This is a genomic window from Pseudoalteromonas sp. TAP-3C (assembly GCF_059888565.1).
Genome location: NZ_CM187618.1, coordinates 2,569,256 through 2,594,382 on the forward strand (window position 1 = coordinate 2,569,256; position 25,127 = coordinate 2,594,382).

26 protein-coding genes, 6 tRNA genes and 1 other RNA gene are annotated in these 25,127 nt (G+C 40.4%); 3 read left to right on the top strand and 30 right to left on the bottom strand.

Annotated features, from left to right (window positions below):
* Window positions 1-188 precede the first annotated feature (188 nt).
* Window positions 189-263, bottom strand: a tRNA-Arg gene (locus tag AC6H44_RS12015).
* A 235-nt stretch (window positions 264-498) separates the two neighbouring features.
* On the opposite strand from AC6H44_RS12015, the gene AC6H44_RS12020 reads away from it, so the two are divergent.
* Window positions 499-681: a helix-turn-helix domain-containing protein gene (locus AC6H44_RS12020; RefSeq protein WP_500735747.1), complete on the top strand. Its 183-nt coding sequence runs from the start codon at window positions 499-501 to the stop codon at window positions 679-681.
* On the opposite strand, the gene AC6H44_RS12025 is transcribed toward AC6H44_RS12020, so the two are convergent.
* The 3 genes from AC6H44_RS12025 to AC6H44_RS12035 are packed head-to-tail and all read right to left on the bottom strand — an operon-like array spanning window position 678 to window position 2,390.
* Complete coding sequence (locus tag AC6H44_RS12025) at window positions 678-1,481, bottom strand: phosphotransferase (RefSeq protein WP_500735748.1); 804 nt, start codon at window positions 1,479-1,481, stop codon at window positions 678-680. The genes AC6H44_RS12020 and AC6H44_RS12025 overlap by 4 nt on opposite strands.
* A gap of 3 nt (window positions 1,482-1,484) precedes the next feature.
* Window positions 1,485-2,108, bottom strand: a complete 624-nt coding sequence (pnuC, locus tag AC6H44_RS12030; RefSeq protein WP_500738430.1) for a nicotinamide riboside transporter PnuC — start codon at window positions 2,106-2,108, stop codon at window positions 1,485-1,487.
* 30 nt (window positions 2,109-2,138) lie between these two features.
* Window positions 2,139-2,390, bottom strand: a complete 252-nt coding sequence (locus AC6H44_RS12035; RefSeq protein WP_500735749.1) for a hypothetical protein — start codon at window positions 2,388-2,390, stop codon at window positions 2,139-2,141.
* 100 nt (window positions 2,391-2,490) lie between these two features.
* On the opposite strand from AC6H44_RS12035, the gene AC6H44_RS12040 reads away from it, so the two are divergent.
* Window positions 2,491-2,730 (top strand): DUF2960 domain-containing protein, encoded by a 240-nt coding sequence (locus tag AC6H44_RS12040; protein WP_004588463.1) that lies wholly within the window; start codon window positions 2,491-2,493, stop codon window positions 2,728-2,730.
* A gap of 71 nt (window positions 2,731-2,801) precedes the next feature.
* Here the strand turns inward: AC6H44_RS12040 and alr are convergent, their stop codons facing one another.
* The 18 genes from alr to AC6H44_RS12130 all read right to left on the bottom strand — a co-directional run bounded on the left by alr (window position 2,802) and on the right by AC6H44_RS12130 (window position 17,460).
* Window positions 2,802-3,881 (bottom strand): alanine racemase, encoded by a 1,080-nt coding sequence (gene alr, locus AC6H44_RS12045; protein ID WP_500735751.1) that lies wholly within the window; start codon window positions 3,879-3,881, stop codon window positions 2,802-2,804.
* Window positions 3,881-5,260: a replicative DNA helicase gene (gene dnaB / locus AC6H44_RS12050; protein WP_500735753.1), complete on the bottom strand. Its 1,380-nt coding sequence runs from the start codon at window positions 5,258-5,260 to the stop codon at window positions 3,881-3,883. The genes alr and dnaB overlap by 1 nt, the downstream gene beginning before the upstream one ends.
* A 113-nt stretch (window positions 5,261-5,373) precedes the next feature.
* Window positions 5,374-6,312 carry a DUF4097 family beta strand repeat-containing protein gene (locus AC6H44_RS12055; protein WP_500735754.1) on the bottom strand — a complete coding sequence of 313 codons (939 nt, stop codon included), beginning with the start codon at window positions 6,310-6,312 and terminating at the stop codon, window positions 5,374-5,376.
* A gap of 10 nt (window positions 6,313-6,322) precedes the next feature.
* Window positions 6,323-6,808 carry a hypothetical protein gene (locus AC6H44_RS12060; RefSeq protein WP_500735755.1) on the bottom strand — a complete coding sequence of 162 codons (486 nt, stop codon included), beginning with the start codon at window positions 6,806-6,808 and terminating at the stop codon, window positions 6,323-6,325.
* Complete coding sequence (locus tag AC6H44_RS12065) at window positions 6,795-7,346, bottom strand: RNA polymerase sigma factor (RefSeq protein WP_500735756.1); 552 nt, start codon at window positions 7,344-7,346, stop codon at window positions 6,795-6,797. The genes AC6H44_RS12060 and AC6H44_RS12065 overlap by 14 nt, the downstream gene beginning before the upstream one ends.
* Before the next feature lie 178 nt (window positions 7,347-7,524).
* Window positions 7,525-9,270 carry a DUF7305 domain-containing protein gene (locus tag AC6H44_RS12070; protein WP_500735757.1) on the bottom strand — a complete coding sequence of 582 codons (1,746 nt, stop codon included), beginning with the start codon at window positions 9,268-9,270 and terminating at the stop codon, window positions 7,525-7,527.
* Entirely contained in the window at window positions 9,270-9,794 is a 525-nt protein-coding gene (locus AC6H44_RS12075) for a prepilin-type N-terminal cleavage/methylation domain-containing protein (protein WP_500735758.1), read from the bottom strand. The genes AC6H44_RS12070 and AC6H44_RS12075 overlap by 1 nt, the downstream gene beginning before the upstream one ends.
* Entirely contained in the window at window positions 9,791-10,192 is a 402-nt protein-coding gene (locus AC6H44_RS12080) for a type IV pilus modification PilV family protein (protein ID WP_500735759.1), read from the bottom strand. Before AC6H44_RS12080 ends, AC6H44_RS12075 begins: the two co-directional genes overlap by 4 nt.
* On the bottom strand, window positions 10,189-10,638 hold the full coding sequence (locus AC6H44_RS12085; protein ID WP_500735761.1) for a GspH/FimT family pseudopilin: 450 nt from the start codon (window positions 10,636-10,638) through the stop codon (window positions 10,189-10,191). Before AC6H44_RS12085 ends, AC6H44_RS12080 begins: the two co-directional genes overlap by 4 nt.
* Window positions 10,639-10,641: 3 nt before the next feature.
* Window positions 10,642-11,082, bottom strand: coding sequence for a type IV pilin protein (locus tag AC6H44_RS12090; protein WP_500735762.1), 441 nt, complete (start codon window positions 11,080-11,082; stop codon window positions 10,642-10,644).
* Between the two features lie 234 nt (window positions 11,083-11,316).
* On the bottom strand, window positions 11,317-11,769 hold the full coding sequence (gene rplI, locus AC6H44_RS12095; protein ID WP_500735764.1) for a 50S ribosomal protein L9: 453 nt from the start codon (window positions 11,767-11,769) through the stop codon (window positions 11,317-11,319).
* Window positions 11,770-11,805: 36 nt separating this feature from the next.
* Window positions 11,806-12,033, bottom strand: a complete 228-nt coding sequence (gene rpsR / locus AC6H44_RS12100; protein WP_002962753.1) for a 30S ribosomal protein S18 — start codon at window positions 12,031-12,033, stop codon at window positions 11,806-11,808.
* A gap of 12 nt (window positions 12,034-12,045) precedes the next feature.
* Window positions 12,046-12,363: a primosomal replication protein N gene (gene priB, locus AC6H44_RS12105; protein ID WP_008466122.1), complete on the bottom strand. Its 318-nt coding sequence runs from the start codon at window positions 12,361-12,363 to the stop codon at window positions 12,046-12,048.
* A gap of 43 nt (window positions 12,364-12,406) precedes the next feature.
* Window positions 12,407-12,748 (bottom strand): 30S ribosomal protein S6, encoded by a 342-nt coding sequence (gene rpsF, locus AC6H44_RS12110; RefSeq protein WP_008110420.1) that lies wholly within the window; start codon window positions 12,746-12,748, stop codon window positions 12,407-12,409.
* 424 nt (window positions 12,749-13,172) lie between these two features.
* A complete protein-coding gene (locus AC6H44_RS12115) occupies window positions 13,173-14,339 on the bottom strand; it encodes an FAD-dependent monooxygenase (RefSeq protein ID WP_500735767.1) in 1,167 nt (388 codons plus the stop codon).
* Complete coding sequence (gene ubiH, locus AC6H44_RS12120) at window positions 14,336-15,523, bottom strand: 2-octaprenyl-6-methoxyphenyl hydroxylase (RefSeq protein WP_500735769.1); 1,188 nt, start codon at window positions 15,521-15,523, stop codon at window positions 14,336-14,338. The genes AC6H44_RS12115 and ubiH overlap by 4 nt, the downstream gene beginning before the upstream one ends.
* A 14-nt stretch (window positions 15,524-15,537) precedes the next feature.
* The gene (pepP, locus tag AC6H44_RS12125; protein WP_500735771.1) at window positions 15,538-16,860 is read right to left on the bottom strand and encodes a Xaa-Pro aminopeptidase; all 1,323 of its coding nucleotides are present in this window, start codon (window positions 16,858-16,860) and stop codon (window positions 15,538-15,540) included.
* A 36-nt stretch (window positions 16,861-16,896) separates the two neighbouring features.
* Complete coding sequence (locus AC6H44_RS12130) at window positions 16,897-17,460, bottom strand: UPF0149 family protein (RefSeq protein ID WP_500735773.1); 564 nt, start codon at window positions 17,458-17,460, stop codon at window positions 16,897-16,899.
* 226 nt (window positions 17,461-17,686) lie between these two features.
* On the opposite strand from AC6H44_RS12130, the gene ssrS reads away from it, so the two are divergent.
* Window positions 17,687-17,870: non-coding RNA, 6S RNA (ssrS, locus tag AC6H44_RS12135), on the top strand.
* A gap of 165 nt (window positions 17,871-18,035) precedes the next feature.
* Here the strand turns inward: ssrS and AC6H44_RS12140 are convergent.
* The 8 genes from AC6H44_RS12140 to AC6H44_RS12175 form a co-directional block, all read right to left on the bottom strand.
* Window positions 18,036-21,119, bottom strand: coding sequence for an efflux RND transporter permease subunit (locus AC6H44_RS12140; RefSeq protein ID WP_500735775.1), 3,084 nt, complete (start codon window positions 21,117-21,119; stop codon window positions 18,036-18,038).
* On the bottom strand, window positions 21,116-22,312 hold the full coding sequence (locus tag AC6H44_RS12145; RefSeq protein ID WP_500735776.1) for an efflux RND transporter periplasmic adaptor subunit: 1,197 nt from the start codon (window positions 22,310-22,312) through the stop codon (window positions 21,116-21,118). Before AC6H44_RS12145 ends, AC6H44_RS12140 begins: the two co-directional genes overlap by 4 nt.
* Window positions 22,309-23,718, bottom strand: coding sequence for a TolC family protein (locus AC6H44_RS12150; protein WP_500735778.1), 1,410 nt, complete (start codon window positions 23,716-23,718; stop codon window positions 22,309-22,311). Before AC6H44_RS12150 ends, AC6H44_RS12145 begins: the two co-directional genes overlap by 4 nt.
* 477 nt (window positions 23,719-24,195) lie before the next feature.
* Window positions 24,196-24,271, bottom strand: a tRNA-Phe gene (locus AC6H44_RS12155).
* A 203-nt stretch (window positions 24,272-24,474) separates the two neighbouring features.
* Window positions 24,475-24,550: transfer RNA gene (locus AC6H44_RS12160), tRNA-Thr, on the bottom strand.
* Window positions 24,551-24,622: 72 nt separating this feature from the next.
* A tRNA-Phe gene (locus tag AC6H44_RS12165) sits at window positions 24,623-24,698 on the bottom strand.
* A 49-nt stretch (window positions 24,699-24,747) separates the two neighbouring features.
* Window positions 24,748-24,823, bottom strand: a tRNA-Thr gene (locus tag AC6H44_RS12170).
* A gap of 59 nt (window positions 24,824-24,882) precedes the next feature.
* Window positions 24,883-24,958, bottom strand: a tRNA-Phe gene (locus tag AC6H44_RS12175).
* Window positions 24,959-25,127 lie beyond the last annotated feature (169 nt).

Sequence of the window (25,127 nt, forward strand, 5' to 3'; positions counted from 1 at the left end):
AGCATTATTTAGCTATAAAAGTCTAGTTTTTGAGTGCTAGATAATAGTAAATGATTAACGCTGATAATCATACGAGTTATTAATAATAAACTTACGTTCGATAGGGTAAAGTAGATTGCTATGGAGCTGATTGTTTAAAAATAGCCGCTAGTTTAACGCAGTAATTGAAGTAAAACTTTAAAAGCAAATGGCGCTCTCGGTAGGGATCGAACCTACAACTTAGCCTCCGGAGGGCCACGTGATATCCATTTCACCACGAGAGCACATTTGTTGCCGCCACATCAACTCGCGATATCAATGCGTCAGCGGTGCAATAATAAAGATATCTTCACCTAAATACCAGCATGATTCGTTTACATGTCTATAATTTAAACTAATCGCTTAACAAAACGTAAAAAAAAGCTATTTATTTATATTATGTAAAAAAACAGTAACGCTTTAGACACATATTATCTATTATTGTCACTGTACGGAACGATTAAACACGAGGAAATAATTATGAAGTTAATGTCAACAGAGCAAGTTGCGGAGTTTTTAGGTGTAAAAGCAGAGCGCGTTAAACGCCTTGTAAGAGAGAGCTTATTAATCGCAAAATCTGAAGATGAAGAGGGTGAACTGCAATTTGACGCTGATGAAGTAGCAAAATACAAAGAACTAGCGGAACGCTTTGGTGGGCTTTAAATACCCATTAATGTTATAAGTTCATCCAGTTGCGCGCGCAATACAACAACTTTTTTGTTTATGGCGCGTCGCTCATACCAACCAATGCATAACGATAAATACACTAGTTGATAGCAGTTAAGTTTATGCATAGATAGATAAAATGACTCTGATACCCTAAGTGCTTGGTAGTGTGTTAGCAAGGCCTGCTTAGCTAAAGTATCTAGCTTAAAACTAACCGCCAGCGCAGCAAGATCAAAATAGACATCATTTTTCTGGGCGTACTCAAAGTCGATTAAATAAACGCCTTGCGAGTTTACCACTATATTTTCTTTCACTAAATCGTTATGGCAAAAGCCAATATCTACAGGCATATCGGCAATACTTTTAAGTGTTCTTTTTATATATTTATCATACTGTTTAAATACCAATAAATGCTCATAGGCTTGTAATTCCTTGGCTATATCCATTGTTTGAGCATCAGTGATATATGTATGTACTTTAACCAGTTTAGTAAGTAAAGGAGTAGCCAAATAAGACAGTGCAACCTCGCCCTCGATGTAATTAAAGGCAGCCCGCTTATTTTTCTCATCCAGCCAAATGGGTGTAGGGCAAACTTGTTGCTTGCTAAGTTGATATTGAGCACACAACCCTGTTTTTGGCCAAGAGGTTTTATAACACTTTAATAAATAAGATTGAAAATTAGTTCGTATTAAAAAGTTATCGTTACTTAAGCCGTTAACTAAGTACTGGGTTGATATTATTGTCTCTGGTGCTAAAAACGCATTGCAAATATTTACTAGCTGAGGATGTTGGTTCATAAACTACAATTGTGCCATTGGTTTAGCTTGGCTTTGCTCATATTCTTGGTACCAGGTTTTAAATCCCCAGGCTGCCATAACGGTATAAAATATAAAAAGCACCAATGTTGGGTAATAGCCCTTTTCGTAATACAAATACATAGATGCTGCATCAATCACAATCCAATACAGCCAATTTTCAAGTACTTTTTTAGCCACCAAGTAAGTGGTTACTACCGCAAAGCAAGTAGTAAAGCTATCAAGGTACGCAAAATCTGCATGCGTATAGTTTTGCATTACATAACCAATTGCTAATGAGGCTAACGTAGTTAATACAATTAAAATAACGTGTTGGTTTACCGGCCAAGATGTAATTAATCGCTGTGCTTGACTCGCTTTACCTTTACGCCATACAAGCCAACCAAACACCGCCATATACATATAATAAAAGTTGAGTAGTGACTCCATTAATAACGCGCCATTCCAATACATAATGGTATAAATAAGCGTACTAAAAAATGCCGCGGGCCAGCACCATAAACTTTCTTTTATGGCCAGTAATAAATACGCCATCGACAAAGCAACCGCAATATATTCCCAATGCGACATGGCAGTAAAACCACTGAGTATTTGCGTTATAAAATCTATCATTACAGAACGACCGTGTTTATTAAGGGATTATTTAGGAGATAAATCGCCCGAGATAAATTTACACACAAATATCGCTTTACCAAATTGCTCGTACGAGTGTTTAATTTCTGTGCTGATCACTTGCATTACTAAATCGTAATCACCAAATATTTGGGTAGACATGGTATTAGTAATTACTTTAAGTTCTTCATAAGCATTAATTCTGTCGATAAATCCTTTAATAAAAGGGATATAATCTTGATGGAGCGGATATTTACTGATCTCTACTGATAATTTCATTTTAAACTCACCTTTTTAATTATTTGATTTCAACTAATCATTCAACGCAGCTTAAATACAGTGTAAAATTACACTCACACTCAATTTAACTGAGCTTATTATGGCACGCAGAATTACCTACACTTTTAAAAACCAACCGCGCGAGATTAACTTCGCTAAAGACAAATATCACGATATGTATCAAGCTATTGCGGCTGCCGAAGGCATCGATTTAACTAATTACTTAAACATGGTACGCCAAATAGAAATGACCTCTAAGGGCTCATCGGCTGTACGTAACTTTCGTGATCAAGAATTTGCGCGTATGGGCTTTAGCGATATTTATTTTATAAAAGAATAACCATACCGATTAAATTAGCATCACACTCATTGTAACAACTATAAAGTTAATCCGTATTTTAAAAATAAATATTAGCGCTGATACTCATAACTTACGCGCGGTGTAATATTACATAATAACTCGTAAGATATAGTATCAGCACATTGTGCAATCTCTTCTACTGGTAACTCTGGCCCCCACATAATGACTTCATCACCGACTTGCACATTATGCGAATTATTACCTATATCAATAGTGATCATATCCATGGCGACACTGCCGACAATGCCATAGCGATGATTATCGATTATTACTGGCGTGCCCTCTTTTGCATGACGCGGATAACCATCACCATAACCCATTGCAACCACTGCCAATACTGTGGGTTTATCACTTTGCCAACGCCCACCATAACCCACCTGCTCATAAGCCGCTACATTACGAATAGCTATGACTTTGGTTGTTAAACGCATCACAGGCTTTAATTGGTGGTCTTTACCTATATGTTCGGCCATAGGTGAAACACCATAAAGCATAAGCCCAGGTCTGACCCAATCACCATGGCTTTTCGGCCATGCAAGAATCCCCGCAGAGTTCGATAAGCAATGCGCTTGCTCAATACCCTGCGTTAAATTATCGAATAAGGCAATTTGCTGCATCGTTTTTGTGTTTTTTACATCATCGGCACACGAAAAATGAGTCATTAAGTTTATTTTATTTTGTGCATTCGGGGTCGCTTTTAGCCGCTGATAAAACCAATCAAATTGTTCAGGCGCGATCCCTAATCGATGCATGCCGGTATTTATTTTTAGCCAGCAATTGAGTGGAGCATCCAGCTGTGCACTTTCGAGCATTTTCAGCTGAGTTTCATCGTGAATAATGGTTTGAAAATTATTTGCCAGTAAAATTGCCAAATCATCTTGATGAAAAAATCCCTCAAGCAGCACTATTGGTTTAGTCAAGCCACCAGCTCGCAATGCTAACGCTTCGTCAATACGCGCAACAGCAAATGCATCAGCGTCATTTAAGTGCTGCGCAATGGTCACTAAACCGTGGCCATAAGCGTTTGCTTTTAGTACTGCCATCACCTTGCTGTTAGGGGCAAAGCGTTTTACTTGTGCTAAATTATGCTCAAGTGCAGTTAAGTTAATTTCTGCCGTGGCTAAACGCATTAGTAATCATCATCTACAGCAGGCCCCGCGTAATTATCAAAGCGAGAATATTGACCTTGGAAGGTTAAACGTACTTTACCAATCGGACCGTTACGCTGCTTACCTATTATAATTTCTGCCACGCCTTTATCGGCACTGTCTTCGTTATAGACTTCATCACGATAAATAAACATGATTAAATCGGCATCTTGCTCAATAGAGCCCGATTCACGTAAATCTGAGTTAATTGGGCGCTTATCGGCACGTTGTTCAAGCGTACGGTTAAGCTGCGATAGGGCAACAACCGGACATTGTAATTCTTTTGCTAATGCTTTGAGTGAGCGGGAAATTTCGGCAATTTCTAAGGTACGGTTATCTGACAAGCTAGGTACACGCATTAATTGCAAATAATCGACCATGATCATACTAATACCGCCATGATCGCGGGCAATACGACGCGCACGTGAACGTACATCAGTGGGGGTTAAGCCAGATGCATCATCCACATACATTTTACCTTTTTCCATGAGCAGCCCCATGGTTGATGAAAGACGCGCCCAGTCATCGTCATCTAACTGACCGGTACGTACTTTAGTTTGGTTAATACGACCAAGGGATGCCAGCATCCTCATCATTATTTGTTCTGAGGGCATTTCTAATGAGTAAATAAGTACAGGCTTATCTTGTGTCATTGCGGCATGCTCTGCAAGGTTCATTGCAAACGTGGTTTTACCCATCGACGGACGCGCAGCGACAATAATTAAGTCAGAAGGCTGCAAGCCTGTGGTCATTTTATCTAAATCGGCGTAACCGGTACTTACCCCTGTAACACCATCTTGTGGTGATTGATAAAGCTCTTCGATTTTATCAACCGTTCTTTCGAGGATATTATGGATGCTTTGCGGACCATCACTACTTTTTGTGCGCTGCTCTGCAATTTTAAATACTTTACTTTCGGCAAAATCGAGTAAATCGTGACTGGTGCGCCCTTCAGGATTAAAGCCCGCCTCAGCAATTTCATTAGCAACGCCAATCATTTCTCGTACTACTGCACGCTCGCGCACGATACTGGCGTAAGCGTCAATGTTGGCAGCACTGGGGGTATTTTTAGCGATTTCAGCTAAATAGGCAAAGCCACCAATGCCTGAAAGCTTATTATTTTTTTCTAAACTTTCAGAAATAGTGATTAAATCTATCGGATCGCCAATTTCAGCAAGTGTGGTCATCGCCTCAAAAATAAGCTTATGAGTGCGGGTATAAAAATCCTGTGCTACAACCAGTTCAGCAACGCGATCAAATGCTTGGTTATCAAGCATTAAACCACCTAAAACAGATTGTTCAGCTTCTATTGAATGGGGAGGAACTTTAAGAGTATCGACTTGCTTATCTGGTTTGGCCATAACTTCACAGTACTAAAATTTAATGGCTCTATTCTATCGACTTGACGAGGCTGTGCAAATAGCAAAGCAGGAAATCTTTTCCTGCTTTTTGTAACTTAAATTAAAATGAGTGATTATTGACTCTTAAGCGCTATGTTACCGCTAATTGTATTAATTTCTACATTGGCATCATGAGCATTGACTGTAAATTTAACCCCACTTGCTGGACCGTATTTAGCTTTTTGCACTTTATCGTTGGTAAGGGTGTTTACAATTTTACCACCCGCATGCGCTTCGACCTCAAATTGAGCAGATAAATCAGCAGGAAAATAAAACTCAGCATTGCCACTTACTGATTCAAAACTCACATCAGCGGCACTTAAAAGGCGGTTAATACGCACTGCAGCTTCGCCATTGACGGTACTTATTTGCAACTCTTTAATGGCATCAAGAGTAAGGTCTATCCCACCATTTACATTTTCTAAGCGAATATTGTCAGCCATTGAATTTGATTTTATATCGCCATTTACCGCATTAAAACCAATTTCCCCGCTAGATTGTTGATCGTCAATCGACCCATTTACAGTCTCATACTGAACTTTGCCATTAAGATTTTTTGCCTTAATGTTACCGTTAACACTAGTAAGGCGAATATCACCGGTTAAATCATTTACTGTAATGGCACCATTGACCACATCAATTTGAGTGCCTTTTTGCAATTTATTAGCGGTTACTGATGCATTAACACCGACAAATTCCAATGCACTGCTTTCTGGCATAAAAATGGTTAGTGTTGAGCCATTATTATTATTATCCCAATTTGAAAGCTCAGGCATTTTTACAATAAACTGGGTTTTATTGTCCTGTGTTTTTAGCGTATAGCCTTGGGCTTTATCATCAAGCTCACCGCTCACTTTAAACTGATTTTGATTCCAGCCAGTTATTTTAATATCACCACGCTGGTTTTCAATATGGATAACGCCGCTATTTGGCACTTCAATTTGTTGATCTATTTTTTCACCCGCTAATACCGCCATAGGCCATAAAGCGATCCCTACTATTATTGCTTTCATTTATCTTCTCCTAAATATGTTGCCAACGCGGTGCATGCACCTTGTTAATTAAATCGAGTTGTTGTTTATATACTTGCGCTAACATAGAAAATAGCGCTTGGTTTTGGGGCTGACTTTTAAGTGCTTGTTTTATAGCTTGTTCAGCCTCTTCAAGCTCTTGTAGTTGCACCTGCCAATTATCAGTAAGTGCGCTTTTATCTTTGTATTGAACGAGTAATTGTTGTTTTTGCTGTGCAAACTGCTCGCTCATCCGTGTTATTTGTTGCTGCTTTGGAGTCACAATAAACAGCTGCGCCATGACTAATGCTATCACTGCAAACCCAGCCATTACTGAAAGTTTAGGCCATAGTGAAGCGCGAGCTTGAACTGGATGATGCGTATTTATAATCGCCTTTTCAATGCCAGTCCATAAATCTTTTTGTGGGGTTATCTCCTTATCCAAAGTGTGGAGTGACTCGTTTAAATAAGTATCAAAATTAAGTTTATTCATTTTCATACCACTGCTTTAATAACTGCTTAGCGCGATGATATTGCGCCTTGCTTGAACCTACAGCCATGCCCAATTTTTCTGCTATTTCTTGATGCCTGTAACCCTCAATAGCAAATAAAATAAACACTATACGTGCTCGCTCAGGCAGCCGAATAATTAGCTTGTCTAAATCATTTAAACCATGGCAATCTTTAGCTGACTGCTCATCCATACCACTTTGTTCAATACTAATTACTTTTTGTAACCAGCTTTTTTGCTTACGCAGATAATCTATAGCTGTATTACTTGTAACACTGTAAAGCCAAGTAGAAAATTGAGCGCGCTCATCAAATTGCGCTATTTTATGCCAAACCTGCACAAATACCTCTTGAGTAGTATCTTGAGCATACTCTTCATCCGCAAGTAATCGAAGGCACAAACCATAAACCCTTTTAACATGCCGCGTATACAGCTCGTTAAATGCGTGTTGATCACCTTTTTTTACTTTAGCTATTAACGTTTTTTCACTTCGTTGTAAAAAAACCTGTTGCGCATCAATCAACATCGCTGATGTTGTACCTTTATAATTATTATTCTCAAATGAGTATACCCAAACACCCAGAAAATACGATCTTTGAGAATTTTAAGTTTCTTGGCTAATTAGACGTAATATGTAACTGAAAGGTTTAAATGAAATAAAAATATTTTTACAAAAAAGCTAAACTAGTTTTTACTTTATTGAGTTAAAAACTAGGCTTGTTGGGCTCTTCATTAATGTTCTCTGGTACTTTGTAAAACCAACCAAGAAAAGCAATACGGCTAGGTGATGCCAGCTCACCACCATTTTGTGCATTTAGTAAACCCGCATCAAAATGAATATTACCAGCGCCTGTGACGATTATTTCAGAGCCTCGCACAGTGCCAAATAACTCACCACTTGCGGCTAACTCAACTTTTGTTAAAGGTGCATAAATTGCGGCATACATGCGCGAAGCTCCATTTAAAATCACGCCGTCAGTACCCGTAAACGAGGTATAAAATGATAACGATGGGTGGCCACTTAGGGTTAACCCCTCTTGCTCGGTTATAATACGTGCCCCTGCGCCTACATTTATCTTACCTGTTGTTAATATGGTTAAGCTACTGTCTTTTTTTATTGTTAATTTAGCAGCGCCTGTCATTTTAAAATCGCCATCAATAACCATAATGACATCCCCACCCGCTATTTCCATTTCCCCGTTGCTACTAAGTGTTACACCACTAAGCGAGTATATATACTCTTTATTCGATACTGTATTTAAATGATTTTGAGAGCGGCTACTAAATGAAAAAACATCGCCAAGAGTTGGAGTTAACGTGCCATTACCATTTGCGGTATACACTCCTTGTTTCGTAGTCAGTTTATAGGCTTGAGTTGCATCAACCTCCAACAACGATAAAAATGCTTGATCTTTAATTAAGTCACTTACTTTACTGGGTAAACTTATCGGATCGCAACTTGCCCCTAACAACGCAGTATTACTTGTTAAAGACTCTGCACTTGCTATGGCCACAGGATCAACGTGTGGATTAACATTAAAGCGCGGTTCACTGTAAAAATCGCCATTTTGTTGGTGATTATTTATATTTTTAAAATCGCCTAGTCCACCATATTGAATATCTAAGCCATTAGCAGTATTATTTTCAATTAGCGCACCCGAATCCATTTCTGCATTACCATTAGCGCGGACGACACCCAAAACACGCCCGCCTTTATGCTTATAATTGCCTTGTGTATAAACACTCCCTTGAACACGAACACCACCGCCTGCAGAAATATCGACCCCACCGTTAGCGTATATATTGCCTTCCACTGGGGAGGAGCCAATCAAGTAAACAATTCCTGATGCTCGAACATCACCTTTAATAGGTGAATGACCACTTAGTGTTACATCAGCATCACTATCAACGGTTGAAACATCGCCTTGGTTAGACTTAGTCTCTTCATATGTACCTTTACTTGAATCGTAACTGTCTATAGTACCACTGCCGGATAACGTGACCCCTTTACAACCAACTAATGCATTATTAAACGTTGAGCTAGCCATACCGGGGATCAATTTATAACGCGCAACTAAATTACTTTGTGCATCACCGTCATAACGCTGCCCCACACTAATTATTTCAAGTTCGTTAGCGGCATTTTTTAAAACACGTGCAGTGTATTTAGCATCGCTACCAATCACACCATACCCTGATGCATTACCAGCTGCGTTAATTAGCCCATCTATATCTAGTGCGCTATTTGCAGCTAAAGCTTGCTGTAATAATTTGGTCTCTGCAAACACACCTTTTTCTGCAAGCAAACGGCTATTCATTTTCTTTTGAAAATTGCCACTTAAACGCTCTTGCACAATGTTTTCGCGTAAAGAACTAAGTACAATTAAACTTGCCATACTGGTTAAAATAAGAACCGTTACCAGAGTAAATCCACACTGCTGTTTAGCCATTACACTTCACCCAATGCATTATTTAAAATAACATTAGAGACGGCAACATCTATTACTAATCCTGCTGCAAACGGCTCAGGTAAATGCTGTGGTTTTATCTTAATCGACACTAAATTGTTATTAATACTAAAATTTAATCCCTTAACGCCAGTTAATAATCTTTGAGGGGAATTATTGCCCAAAGCACAAATTAAATTGTTATCATCAAGATAATATATTTCATTTATCTCGTTGGTTGTCAGCTCACCGGTGCAACTAATAACCCCAGCAGGCTGCTTAATAGTGAGCCTAAGTTTGTCTTCGCTCAGTGTTGGTAATTCTGGTGTTTGTTTTAGGCTACGGGTAAATACTTTGCTGGTATAGCGAATGACTTCTTGTGCGTTTTCTAGCTCTTTGCTAACTAAAATGGTGCTTTTAATTGCCGAGTAAGACATGCTCACACCCGCCAATAAAAATGCGCCTGCGGCTAACGCGACCATGAGTTCAACCAAGGTATAACCTTGTATATTAAAACGAATATTCATAAAACACAGCCAGGAAGTTCAGGGAAGCTGGCGTTAATCGACACTTGATTTTCAGCATCATCTGTCATGCGCTCATCCACCCAGGCAATTGAAATTTGCATTTCATGATCATAAGTGGCAGGTAATATAAGCGAGTAATCTTTTATTTGTGGGGATAATGCATCTTTAAAATTAGCGTCACTTAACAGTATTGGCATTGTTTGTAATTGGCACAAATGCGGCCATAATCGCTCCAGTGTGTTTTGTGCTTGCACTAGGGACACAGTGTAATTAAAACTATTACCAGCAAACTGAAGTGATTTAAGTTGTGCTGCAGCAAGCCCTAGTAAAGCAATACCTGCAATCACCACAGAAAGCATTACCTCTAACAATGAAAATCCTTTTTGTTCGTTTATCATACACATCCTTGTGATTCTTCAGCCAGCCAATTTTGGCCGCTTTTTAATATACATAAGTAGTAGTTTATCGTATTGCTATTGCTGCTCTTAACTAATATTTGATGCGCTGCTGATACCTCACCACTTGGCCAAAGAGTTAAATTAACAAGTTGCGCACTGACATTTTGATATGCAATAGCAAACGTTTTTAACTCGGTATCAACACCATCAATAATCGCTTTTACTTGCCATTGTGAGTCATTAATAATTAGTTTTGTTTGTTGGTTACGCTTAACAGCCTCACTGCGTGCGAATTTATACACACTATTGAGTTGATTCGCGGTAGTTACTACTCGCTCTTGCATAATTTGCTGGCTAAATGAAGGAAAAGCAATCACTGCCATTATGCTAATAATACCCAGCACAATCACAAGCTCTATGAGTGTAAACCCTATATTTTTAGCCATTTATTAATTCCAACAATTATCTGAGTTGGCAGAATGTGTTCCGTTATGAGTTATCGTTAATACCCCGCAACGATCGCTCACTTGTGCAGAGCCACGCTTTGGCGTTGCCTGTAACATAAAAGCTCTGTGTATAAATTCGGCACTCGCACTAACACCAGACATTGGTTTTGAAGGCGTGTATGTAAAAGCATAGTAAGGCGTATCAGGTGTACTAAATTTACTTGAAGCAGGATAGCCCCCATTACGCGAATAAATCCTCTCTAAAGATGCGCCATACTGCAGCATAATATGCTGAATATCAGCACGTCGACTGTGCTGCATATGCGCTGTGTATGAGGGTAAAGCTACGCTGTATAATATTCCTAATATTACGACAACAATTAAAATTTCTAATAGTGTAAAGCCTTTTTCATTCCATGATTTCGCATTACTTTGCTCTTGCACGTTGAGTAACCTTTTTAATGTCTAGTAAATACAAATCAATTTGACAACGCTGTCATTGACTAAAAATTTACCACAAGTCTACGCAAAATCAAAGGCTTTGACTGTAATAAGAATTAATGTTTTTTGATACTAATCAACTTTTTAGGCTTTGGTATTTGTTCAAATAATATAAAAATAAATATCGCACATAAAAAAACCGCGCTAAAAGCGCGGTTTTTTCTTAATTTTAAAAAATTAAGCTTCAGCAATAACGATAACTTTAATAGTTGCCGTTACTTCTGAGTGTACTGAGATTGCAACATCAAACTCGCCAGTCTCACGGATAGTACCTAGAGGTAAACGAACTTCTGATTTTGAAACTTCAAGACCCACAGCTGAAATAGCATCAGCAATGTCACGAGTACCAATTGAACCGAATAACTTACCTTCGTCACCAGCTTTAGATACTAAAGTAACCTCTGCTAATGCTTCTAGTTTTTCAGCGCGCGCTTGTGCAGCAGTTAACTGATCAGCAATTTTAGCTTCTAGTTCTGCACGACGTGCGTCAAACGTTTCAATGTTTGCTTTAGTTGCAGGAACTGCCTTACCTTGCGGGAAAAGGAAGTTACGTGCGAAGCCAGATTTAACTACAACCTGGTCACCTAGGCCACCTAGGTTAGCGATCTTATCTAGTAGAATAACTTGCATGTTTCTACACCTTTTAAAAACGTGTTAATCCGCTGCTTACTTATGTAAGTCAGTGTATGGAAGAAGGGCTAAGTAGCGAGCACGCTTAATAGCAGTTGCTAGCTGGCGCTGATATTTAGCGCTAGTACCTGTAATACGGCTAGGTACGATTTTGCCACTTTCTGTAACATAGTTTCTAAGAGTAGCTAGATCTTTGTAATCGATTTGTTGTACGCCTTCCGCTTTAAAGCGGCAGAACTTACGACGTCTGAAATAACGTGCCATGAGATTAATTCCTCAAATAATTCTTTCTATATGCTGAGCATGCAAAACCAACTGGCTAAGGCCGTTACGACCTTCGTGGCGATTTAAAAAACCACTCACTTGCAATGCCTGCCCAACGTGCAAATGTTGAGTCTGTTGTTGCATTTGCTTACCACTGGCGACCACCTGAAGCCTGACATAACTATTACGGTTAAGATCTGCTTCAACTTGCATTGATTTATGTTCTACAACAAAAATACAATGCGGTATGCCCGCGGGGCTTTGGCTAAACTTGGGTGTTTTACAAACAACCCCCGATATAACCAGCTGATTTGTATATGGGCTAACCATTATAGTAACTGCTGATTACGTGCCATGCTAGGACTCAAAACAATTAAGCAGCTGGTGCTTCTTTCTTCTCTTCTCTTACAAGAGGAGACGCTTCAGTTACCGCGTTTTTAGTACGCATAACTAAGTTACGAAGCACTGCATCGTTGTAGCGGAAAGTAGTTTCTAGCTCGCTGATTACTTCAGTAGGTGCTTCAACGTTCATAAGAACATAATGAGCTTTATGAAGCTTGTTGATTGGGTAAGCCAATTGACGACGGCCCCAGTCTTCAAGACGGTGGATAGTACCACCCGCTTCAGTGATAGAACCAGTATAACGTTCGATCATACCAGATACTTGCTCACTCTGATCAGGGTGAACCATGAATACGATTTCGTAATGACGCATGGATATTCCTTACGGTTAATAGAGCCTTTTACCGTTTCGGCCGGTCGGTTTAAGGCAAGGAATTAATAGTTTAAAAGCCGAAATGAGCGCGCATTTTACGCTTAGTAGGATAATTAAGCAAGCAGGTTTTTTAAGCTTTGATAGATAGGGTATCGGGTTTCGGGTTTCGGGTTTCGGGTTTCGGGTTTCGGGTTTCGGGTTTCGGGTTTCGGGTTTCGGGTTTCGGGAATAGATTACTGAACGATCCCTTGATATCAACAAATAAAATAAAAATAAGTGTTTAATATTTTCGATGTAGACGCTGAGCTTGCTCGCGTGAAAAGCGTAGCTTTTAAAGTCTATAAACAAAAAAACCGACGTTTAAACTAAACATCGGTTTTTCTTTGCTGAAAGCTGACAGCTAAAAACTAATCGCTTGTCTTTATCACTTTCCTATCGCTTCTTTGGCGAACAGGTGTTTTATTGGCCCAAGGTTATCAACTAATGAAAGCCCTACTCCACGAATCAGTTTTTTAACTGGGTTTGCGCCTTCAAATAGCTCTTTTAGCCCTTGCATCATGGCGATGTGTTTTTGTGCGTCGAGCTTGCGGGTACGCTCGTAATCACGCAGTGTGCGAGTACTTGCAAATTCTTCTGCGTCTTTGCTTAAAAGCTCAATTAAATAAGCAGCATCTTTTAGTCCAAGGTTCATGCCAAGCCCTGCCAGCGGATGAATAGTATGTGCTGCATCGCCCATTAATACCACCTTGCCATTTATCCATTGTTGGGCGTAACGCATTTTAAGTGGGAACGCGACGCGCTTACTTTGCACTTCGCATAAACCGCATTGGCCATCTATTGCAGCCATCACCGCTTTATTAAAGCTGTTATTGTCCATCGCAAGGAGTTCATCGCAATGATTTGGGCTAGTAGACCATACAATTGAATGCGTATGCTCATCGCTCAATGGTAAAAATGCCAGCGGCCCTGTGGGTAAAAATACTTGGCGTGCGGTATTTGCGTGCGGCTCTTTAGTTTTAACTGTTGCTACCAGTGCATGGTGATCGTAGTCTTTAAAGCTCAGCGCCATATTAAACTGCTTACGAATCGCGGAGTTTGCGCCATCTGCTGCCACCAGCAGTTTAGCAATAATAGGCTCACCTGTTTTTAAATTAATAAACACGTCAGACTCACTTTGGTGTATTTGCTGATACTCGGTATCAAACATGAGTGTGGCACTACTTTGCTGCTCAAGCTCTTTTATAAGCGCAAAGCGAATAATATCGTTTTCAACTATGTGGCCTAAATGTTCAAGTTCTAGTTGTTCGTTATTAAAGGCGATTTTTCCAAAGCTATCAGCATCGCGAACATCCATATGCGTATACGCACAAGCGCGCTCAGCTATTATGTGTGGCCATGCATTTAACTGCTCAAGTAAGGTTTGACTGGCAATACTGAGTGCGCTTACACGTAAACTATAATCATCACTTGGGGGCGCTTGTTTTGGTGCTGCATCTAACACAATCACGCTAATATTTGCTTTAGCAAGCCCTAGCGCCAGCGTTAAACCTACGCAGCCACCACCCACTATACAAACCTGTACTTGTTTCATAAACGTGTACCTTGTTTAACTTGCCCCATTAACTGTTTTGCTAATGGGGCTTTTAATGCGGGGAATAAATCCATCGAAAATAACCCAATACTGCGACCAAGCGCCAATACCCGTGATGAGTTTGAAAACAGCCGAACCAGAGCATCGGTCAATGTCATTACGGTTTGTATATCATCACTGCGCTTAATTGAATATTGACGGGTAAAAGTATAACTGCCTAAATCATGTTCACTGTTTGCAATTAAGTCGCTTAGCACTTGTACGTCACGCAAACCTAAATTAAAGCCTTGCCCTGCAATAGGGTGAATGGCATGCGCCGCATTGCCTATAATCACAGTTCGGTGCGTCGTTAACGACTCTACTTGCCCGTAAAGCAGTGGATAACTGGCGCGCATGCCAACTTTAATAAATTGCCCGGCACGATAACCAAAGGCTGTTTGCAGTGCAGTTAAAAAGTCTGACTCACTCAATGCCATATGCTGCTCAATCTGCTCTTGGCGCATACACCATACCAACGAATAACGGTTATTACTCATAGGTAATAAAGCCATTGGGCCATTTTGAGTAAAACGCTCAAACGCATGATGGTTGTGCCCACCAGCCACTTCTATATTGGCAATAATCGCGCCTTGCTCATAAGGCTGGGTATTAAAACCCAAACCTAGTAAGTTGCGAGTTGCCGATTGTGCACCATCAGCAATCACTAACAACTTAGCACTGAGTTTTTCATTGCTTTGCAATGTAAGTTCATTACCATCGGCGTTTTGTTTTATCGCCGTTACGCTATCAGGGCAAAAAAGCGATATATTTGATTGCGTTAAATGCTGATGCAGCGCTCGGCCAAATGGGTTTACTTCAACCACGTACCCTAGTGAGGGTTTAGCAAACTCATCACACTGTATATGGGTTTTACCAACATGCCCTTTATCAGAAACACTCACTTTTCTTATTGCAGTGGCATAAAAAGCATGTGCTTCAAATAAATTGAAGTTTTGTAAATACTCCACTGATTGCTGTGCAAGCGCTATGCTTCTGTCATCAAAACTTGGGTGGTAATCGGTGGTTACTTGATTTGCTTCAACCACGGCTATATTTAGGTTAGAATTTTTTTTACTTAAACTCAGGGCACAACTTGCACCGACTAAACCACCACCAATCACTACAATATCAAACTGCTTAGCCACTTTTATCTCCAAGCTTATGGGTTTTTAGCGCTTTGCATCAACGCTTCTATCTCGCTAATTGTTTTAGGCACAGTAATCGTTAAATTGTCGTGGCCCGATTCAGTAACGAGCAGGTTATCTTCAATACGAATACCTATGCCTTGATATTTTTTAGGTGCGTTTGAGTCTTTACTAATATAAAGCCCAGGTTCAATGGTCAGTACCATACCAGGCTCAAATGCACGTTCTTCATTATTTACTCGGTAATCGCCTACATCGTGAACATCAAGTCCTAACCAGTGCCCAATACCATGCATGTAATAGTCTTTACAGGCTCCTTGCGCCATCAGCTCATTAAAGTCACCGGTTAAAATACCTAAATCGAGTAACCCTTGAGTCAGCACTTGCATGGCTAATTTATTAGCCTGCGATAAGTAGCCACCGGGCTTTACTTGGCTAAATGCCACTTCTTGCGCTTTGAGGACAATAGTATAAAGCGCAGCTTGCTCGGTACTAAATTTACCATTAACGGGAAAAGTACGAGTAATATCAGCCGCGTAACCTTGCAGCTCACAACCTGAATCTATCAGTACTAGGTCGCCATTGTTTAATACGTCACTATTTTGGGTGTAATGTAAAATAGTGGCGTTATCGCCACTGCCCACAATGGTGCCGTAAGCAGCATGTGGCGCAGCATTCATTGCATAATGGTGATGTAGCTCTGCTGCTAATTGAAACTCGCTGGCACCTGAATGAGAAAAGCGCATGGCGCGGATATGCGCCTGGGCACTTATCTCACAGCCTTTACGCATAACATTAATTTCGCTTGGCGATTTAAATAAACGCATTTCATGCAATAACGGGCGTATATCTTTAATGGTATTTGGTGCGTTATTGCCTTTTTTAGGTGCACAGCGCAGTGAATTTAATAACGAAAACACTATGCCATCAAATGCAGGGCACGCGCCTTGAGCAAAATAAAGTGTATCTTGGGCGTTTAACATATCAAATAGCCCATCATTTAGCTTACTTAACGGGTAAGCCTCATCTAATAAGTAGTCACTTTTTGCTTTATCAAAACCAACTCGGCGACCGTGCCAAATTTCAGCGAGCTTATCTTTATCAAGGCAAAATAACGTACTGGGTAAATCGCTATTTTTGCATAACACCAACACGGCATCGGGCTCATTAAATCCGGTTAAGTAAAAAAAGTCACTGTCTTGTCTAAAAGCGTATTCTGTATCACGGCTTCGCGTTACTTCGCTTGCAGCAGGAATAAGCGCAATGCTGTTATTATCCATTTTTGCAAGTAAACGTTCTCGACGCGCTTTAAACTCTGACTTTTGTATTTCTACCATTAATAACTAACCCATTACCTATGTTGTGTTGCTAAATTAATGCAGTGTTTTTTTGTTGCTTTGTGGGTTTTGCTCTTTACCTAGTTCAGCAAAGCACAGCAGCGCCGATACACGTACGTACTCAATCACTTCATGGAGAGCTTGACTGTCTTCCTCGGTTTCTTCAAATGTGGTGTCAAGACGCGTAATTTCGCTAAAGTCACTGATCACTTCTTTTACATCTGCCGACAGCTTACCGTAGTCTTTTTGCTTTAAGCCAAAGCCCAACATAAACCCTGCTACCCATGATACGAGCCCATTAGCTTGATCGATGAGTGTTTCATCATCACTGGGTAAAAACAAATCAAATTGAAACTCTTCATTATTAAAGCTCTCAACAACTTGTTGATAAACTTGGCCAAAAAACTGTTTTAAATCGTTACTAAACGACTCGCCATCATTGAATACATCGCTTAGTAAACCTAAGTATTCTTTATCGTCAATACTTAGCCCACAAGCAAGTAAGCCACTAATAACGCCGTGCGCCTCAGCGGGTGATACAAATATTTCGTTTTTTTCTAAAAGAAGTTGGGCTTTTTCATAATCCGGTAGGCTATTCATAATGGTGTCTTCGCTTTGCTAATTAAGGCAATGCTACCACTGGATAAAAAGCAACTCCAATAAATTCTATGACTGAGGTCAAAAGCAAGCTATTGAAAAAGTTATTCACGCTCAAAAGGTAACCTCAAAAGTAAATACAGAATTAAATTTGTAGGAAAACTGAGCAAGCAGTTTAATTTTTTACGTTTGGGGTTTAAGAAATAGAATATGTCTTATATACTTAATTTGTTCCCTGGGGTGCAGGAACTTGATTAAGTCCCTGAGCCGATAAATTTTATACTAGGATTTCTGTTCGTCTACTATTGTGCAAGCTTGGCATGTACCGAGAAGCCTACGGTAAACCGCAGATTTCCGCCCTGAAACCTAAAGGTTTCAGGACTGACATCGAGCACCGCATGCTCGGGGAACACTTTCTTTTAAACCTAGGTTCTAGGTTCTCAAGCATTTATTTATAACTAAATTTATCCTTACTTTTTCTCTTTAAATATATCGAACTGCGTTTCCACAGCCCGATTTTTAATTTTATTCCTCGCGCCTAATCGCTTTTAAATCTTTGCCTTTCTAATATCTAACACTTATTTAAACCAGCCTTGAAATCGCTCCATCAACATATAATTAACAGGCACTAGCAACAAGGTTATAAAAGTAGCAAATATAATTCCAAAGCCTAGACTAACCGCCATAGGAATTAAAAATTGCGCTTGAGTGGCCTTTTCAAATAATAACGGCATTAGCCCAATAAAGGTGGTTAAACTCGTTAACATAACGGGGCGAAAACGCGCAACACCAGCGATTTTAACTGCTTCCAATAGTTCAAGCCCTTCACTGCGCTTTTTATTAATAAAATCAACCAATACTAACGAGTCATTCACAACTACCCCAATTAACGCCAGCATGCCTAGCAAGCTCATAATGGTAAGCTCCATTGCCATGATCCAATGCCCGATAACCGCGCCTATCATGCCAAACGGAATAATGCTCATTACCACAAGTGGTTGCAAGTATGATTTAAACGGAATGGCAAGTAGCCCATAAATTACAAAGAATACAAATATCATACCCCATAATAACGAACCAAATGATTCGCGCTGCTCTTTGGCTTCACCTTCAAGTGAGTGACTAACACCCGGGTATTGTTGCACTAGCTCATCCAAATAAGCCTTTAAATCAGCTTGCAGTACGGTCATATTGGTGTCGGCTTTTTCTACATCGGCCGATACATTAAGTGTGCGGTAACGGTCTATACGCGTAATCGTTGAGGGACTTTGTCCTGGCACTAACGCGGCGATATGCGATAAGGGGACTCGTCCGCCGCTCGGCGTTTGTATTAATATATCCTTTAAATCAGCAACCGAGCGCCTTTCATCTATAGGTAAACGTACCATCACACGCACATCATCACGGCCGCGTTGAATACGCTGCACTTGCACACCAAAAAACGAGTTACGTACTTGCCTCGATACATCAACCCTGTTTAAACCAAGCGCAAGCCCCTGCTCAGTGAGCTCTATTTGAAGCTCTTCTTTACCGTCAGACATACTATCGGCAATATCAAATACACTTGGATACGTCGCTAATCGTTGTTTAACTTGCTCGGCTACCGTTTGCAGTGTTGCAATTGAATTTCCCGATAATTGCACATCAATTGGGTTTGAACTTCGACCTATTTCAGCCCTAAACGTAACACTTTCAGCGCCAGGGATCACACCAATTAATTGTCGCCACTCTTTTACCAACTCACGCGAGCCAATATCAGACTCTCGTTGTTCTGCTGGGGTGATTTCAAAGCGTACACTACCTGAATTGGCTGCCCCCCCTCGCCCGCCAGTGCTGGCTAAAATATTAAGAATAATACTTTCACCCGTTTCTTCATCTTGATACTTACGCTGCAGCTCTGTTGCCTTATCCGATATATCAATAATGTATTTATTAGTGACTTCAAACGGTGTCCCTGCAGGAAAAGTTAAATTAACGCGTACGGTTTCACTAGGGATACGCGGAAAGAAAATAAACTTTGTCCAACCACTGGTGATCATGGTTAAGATAATTAAAAACACCCCCATAAATAAGCTTACCGTAGCCAGCTTATTACGAAGCGCGAGCCCTAATACAGGCTGGTAATATCTTAAAATAGCATGCTCAAAACCATCGGCAAAACGTTGTTGGAGTTGCTCTAATTTAGAACCTTCGCCTTTTTGCTGGCGCAGTTTGATATATTTTAAATGCGCAGGCAGCACAAATTTAGATTCAATCAATGAGAATAACAACACCGGAATAACCACCACCGGAATTTGCGCAAAAATAGCGCCTCGCGCGCCTTCTATAAAACCTAACGGTAAAAAAGCGGCCACGGTAGTAAGCACGCCAAAAGTAACCGGTGTGGCCACTTCTTGGGTTCCTTTTATAGCGGCTTCTTTCCCTGACTTGGCGGTTTTTAAATGGGTATACACGTTTTCCCCAGTGACAATGGCATCATCCACCACAATACCTAGCACCAGTATAAAACCAAATAAACTAATCACATTTATGGTCACGCCAAAGGCAGCCATTGCCATAAATGCCCCCATAAATGAAACTGGAATACCAATAAATACCCAAAATGCGATGGCAGGTCTTAAAAATAAAGTAAGCAGAGCCAGTACTAAAATACCGCCCTGTAAAGCATTACTAGTGAGCGTTGCAATACGGCTTTTTACTACTTCTGAGTCATCATCCCAGTAACTTAAATAAAACCCTTGCGGTAAGCTTGCTTGTCGTGAAGTAATAAAATTTTTCACTGCATCAGCCACTTCTATCGCACTTTGCGGGCCAATACGATAAACATCAATAAAGGCCGCTTGTTTGCCATTAAAGCGAGTACGTACTGGCGTTTCTTCAAAGTCATCGTTTATGCTGGCAATATCACTTAAGCGAATAATAGTGCCATCGGCTTGATTCTTTATCACTATATTAGCAAATTCATCTTTACGGTAAGCTTGCCCTTTTGAGCGAATAAGTACGTCACCGCCTTCTGTTTTAAGGTTACCCGCTGAAATATCAGAACTTGAATTGGCAATGGCACTGGATATTTGCGCTAGGGTTAAATCGTATTGGCGCAAAGTGTCTTGGCTTACTTCAATAGCCAACTCATAGTTACGTACGCCACTGAGCTCAACTTGAGTAATAGCTGGAATACGCAGTAATTCATCACGTACTTGCTCAGCATACTCTAAGGTTTCTTTTTCGTTATAGTCGCTTGAAACAGTGACCGCTATTACTTCTCGCTTACGCTGAATTAAGCCAATGACCGGCTTTTCTACGTCCGCCGGAAAGGTATTAATCGCATCAACACGGCTTTTTATATCCGCTAATAGCTCACGTTCGTCGTAGCCGGTATCAACCTCGACACTCACTTGTGATGACCCCTCAGAAGAGCGACTAGATATTTGCTTAATACCTTCTAAGTCTTGCAAAGCCTCTTCTATGCGTATGGTAACCCCTTTTTCAACATCTTCTGGGGTTGAGCCTCGTAAACTGACACTAATATTAATACGATCGGAAACAAACGAAGGGAACACCTCTAAAGGCAATTTAGAAGATAGGCTGAATAAACCACCCAACACAATGCTAATTAACAATAAGTTGGCAGCGACATGGTTACGTGTAAACCAAGCAATCATGGGTGCTCTCCTTGCGTTTGTAATTGAGTGGTATCATCCATGACCTGTACAGGGGTGCCCGAACTTACTTGACCTAAAGGTGTTAACACAAGCTGGCTACCCGCCTCAAGCCCTTTACTCACAATGCTTTGCTGGGCATTTTGCCATGCTAAAGCAATATTTTTACGCTGCAATACACCATTTTCTACCACATAAACATAGCTACCTTGATAAATAGCGCTATTGGGAATAACTAATACTTGAGGTGCAATTTTACCGCTAATTTTAGCTTTTACGTATTGCCCTATTTTTATCGGATAGAGATTATCACTGGTAGATTTATAGGGGTCATTGATTTTAGCTACTACATATAACTGCTGAGCAGTTTCATCTATAGCGCCTTCAGTACGAATAAGTAAACCTTGCCATTGCTGCTGACCAATTAAATCTGAAGTGAAATTAACCGCAGAGCCGCGCTGGTTTTTAGCCCCATCACGGTATTGCTCTGGTAAATTAATAAAAGGCAGGTCCTTATTTTTGATTGGCAAACGTATTTCAACACTGTCGGTGGCGTATATTGTTGCAAGCTGCATATTATTTGATACTACCTGACCAAGATCGACACTACGATTTAACACTCGCCCAGCATACGGCGCTTTTATTTTACTACGCTCAAGATTAAGTTGCGCTTTTTCTAACTGCGCTTGGGCTGATAACACTTGCGCTTGTGTGGCTGCTAGCTGCGGTTTTCTCAGTACTAAAATACTCGGCTCCGACTCATTCCCTAAACGCTGCCAATCGGTTAATGCTTGGCGACCTCGCGCTTGCTCTTCTAATAAGCTTTGCTCAGCATTGAGTAAATTAGCTTGTGCAGATTTAACTTCAGCTTTTAAATCACGATCGTCAAGTTGCAATAACACATCGCCTTTGGCAAAAAAGCCCCCCTCGCGAAACTGCTCATTAATATCAATAATCAGCCCCGAAACCTGAGCCACCAACATACTTTGAGTGCGAGGTTTAACCGTACCAAAACTGTCAATTTCAACCGGATAGTCAACGCGTTGTAATGGCATTACCGCCACGTTAATTTTAGCCTTTGGCGGCGCTGCAAACCGTGACGCTTTAGGTGGGTTTCCCTTAATAAATATCACCAAGAAAATAGTCACTATGATAATAACAGCGGGAACAATTATTTTTTGTTTATTAAGTTTCATATTGCTGATTCATCCTGTGCGGATATTGATTTGGCAAAGTCACCACCTAGGGCAACATGTAAATTTATTCGGTTAGTCAATAATTGATTTTTAATTTCAATAAGTGAGCTTTGTGCATCAAACGAGCGTGCCTGTGCGTCTAGTACCGTGGTGTAACTGACTAGACCGCTTTGGTATTGTTCAAACGATAATTGCTCTGCCGCTAAAGCGTTTTCTTGTGCCTGCATGGTACTTTGATAGCGGGCTTTGAGTGACTGCTGCTGCGCAATAGCATTTTCAACATCAGCAAATGCATCATATAAAGATTGCAGATAGGCTTGCTCTTGTTTTTGCGTTTGTAAATTAGCTATTGCCTCGTTAGCTGCTAATCGGCCGCCATTAAAAATAGGCGCAGAAATACTGCCAATTAACGACCACGCTAAACTTGATGGAGAAAGTAAGTCACTCACCCTGTTGGTACTGTCTCTTAATCCTGCGGCTAAATTTAAACTGGGAAATCGCTGCTTATGCGCATAAGCGAGCGAAGCATCACTAGCTAACAACTGATACCAACTAGCACGTAACGCAGGCTTTCGGGTAATAAGCTCGGACGGTAGACCAAGAGGAATATCGTCGTTAATAACAGGTAGCTTATTATTAGCTGCTATCAATCCTTTTGGATACTCGCCCAATAAGCGTTCAAGGCTGCGTACTGACTGGGACAAATTTGCTTGTTGAGTCGCAATACGAGAACGTTCGTTATTTAACTCATTGCGCGCTAAATAAACATCTAACGCTTCATTTAAACCTTGGCGATAACCCGACTCAATAATTTCGAGGTTTTGTTTGGCGTTAGCCTCTCTGCGCTTGAACAAATCAAGTAATTGCTCTGCACTGATTAGGTTAAACCAATTAGTAACAACGTCGGCAATAAGTTGTTGTTTGGCCTGCTCGTAACGGGCCTGTTGAGCAAGGTAGCTTAGATTATCTCTGCGTTTTGCATCTGAAAGCTTACCCCATAAATCTATTTCATAGTCTAATGCTAGCGAGACAGAGCTTGAGTTATTATAGCTAACTGGGCGATTGTCTTTACTACGCCCAACCCGAGATGAAATATCAAGGCTAGGCCACAAAGCAGCACCGGTAACAATTAATTGTTGTTTTTGTATTTCTACATCGAAGCGGTTTTGCAGTAGTTGTTGATTGTTTTTAAGCGCTTGCGTGACGAGCTGCTGCATAGTTGCTGAAGCTAACTGATTAAACCACGTATCATTTACAGCCACCACTGATTCAACTACGGTTTGTTGCCACTGAGTAGGGAGTGCACTTGGCGCTTGCTCACGCTGTTGCGGGTTTAAGTTACTCGCACAACCGCTTAGCAGCACAATACTTATTGCCAATAAAGATGGCTTATATTGCCACATCATGTTTAAACCTAATTAATGCTATTTATGAGTGTTATTCAAGCACTTTAGCAAACTTAGCTCAATTGACTTTACATAACATTACATACTTTTCGATAAAATTATAAGTGGCTTTAATACGCCAGACATTAACGCATTATTTACAAATCAATTTGTAACCTAATTTTTAAGCAAAAAAGCTGAATAAAGATATTAACAAGTGGTACGTAAATGACTGATGGGCTTGTTGTTTATAGCGTACTGGGGAAAAATAGAGCAGGATAGAGCAAAACTTAGAAAAAAAACCGCATAAGCGAGGCTTTGTATAAATGGTGCCTCAACCCGGCAAAAAATTGTCAGGAACAATTTTTAACATCTGAAAGATGGCCCAAAGGAGAAAATACAGGGATGTATTTTATAATCGAACGCAGTTTGATGCCGTTCAGTGGCCCAGTTAAATTTAGAAACAAAAACCCCCGCATGAGCGAGGCTTTGTATAAATGGTGCCTCGACCCGGAATCGAACCAGGGACACGAGGATTTTCAATCCTCTGCTCTACCAACTGAGCTATCGAGGCACTTAAATAGTGCTAATTAAATATTATTAAAACACCTAATTATTATAAATGGTGCCGACTAACCGAGTCGACGGGTAACTTGAACAGACTACTGATTACAGTTTCTTTTTCTAGTTACGTTATAAATGGTGCCGACTAACCGAGTCAACGGGTAACTTGAACAGACTACTGATTACAGTTTCTTTTTCTAGTTACGTTATAAATGGTGCCGACTAACCGAGTCGAACGGTTGACCTACTGATTACAAGTCAGTTGCTCTACCAGCTGAGCTAAGTCGGCACACTAAACTGTGTGCTAAGGCACGCTTAAAAATGTTTATATGCTTTATTTAAACAACTTTACTTTAATAAATGGTGCCTCGACCCGGAATCGAACCAGGGACACGAGGATTTTCAATCCTCTGCTCTACCAACTGAGCTATCGAGGCACTTAAATAGTACTAATTAAATGTTGTTAAAACATCTAATTAAAATAAATGGTGCCGACTAACCGAGTCGAACGGTTGACCTACTGATTACAAGTCAGTTGCTCTACCAGCTGAGCTAAGTCGGCACACTAAACTGTGTGCTAAGGCACTTTATCAATTTTAAATATTGATAACTTTTAATAAATGGTGCCTCGACCCGGAATCGAACCAGGGACACGAGGATTTTCAATCCTCTGCTCTACCAACTGAGCTATCGAGGCACTTAAACAGTGCTAATTAAAAATCTCAATGGATTTTCAATGCAATTACTACTTAGCTCTACCAACTGAGCCATTTGTGCGTGCGGCGTATTAAACGAGTTTTGCCTTTGCAAGTCAACTTTTTTTTTATTCTTTATAACTGTTTGCGCGTTTTCCAGACAACTTAACG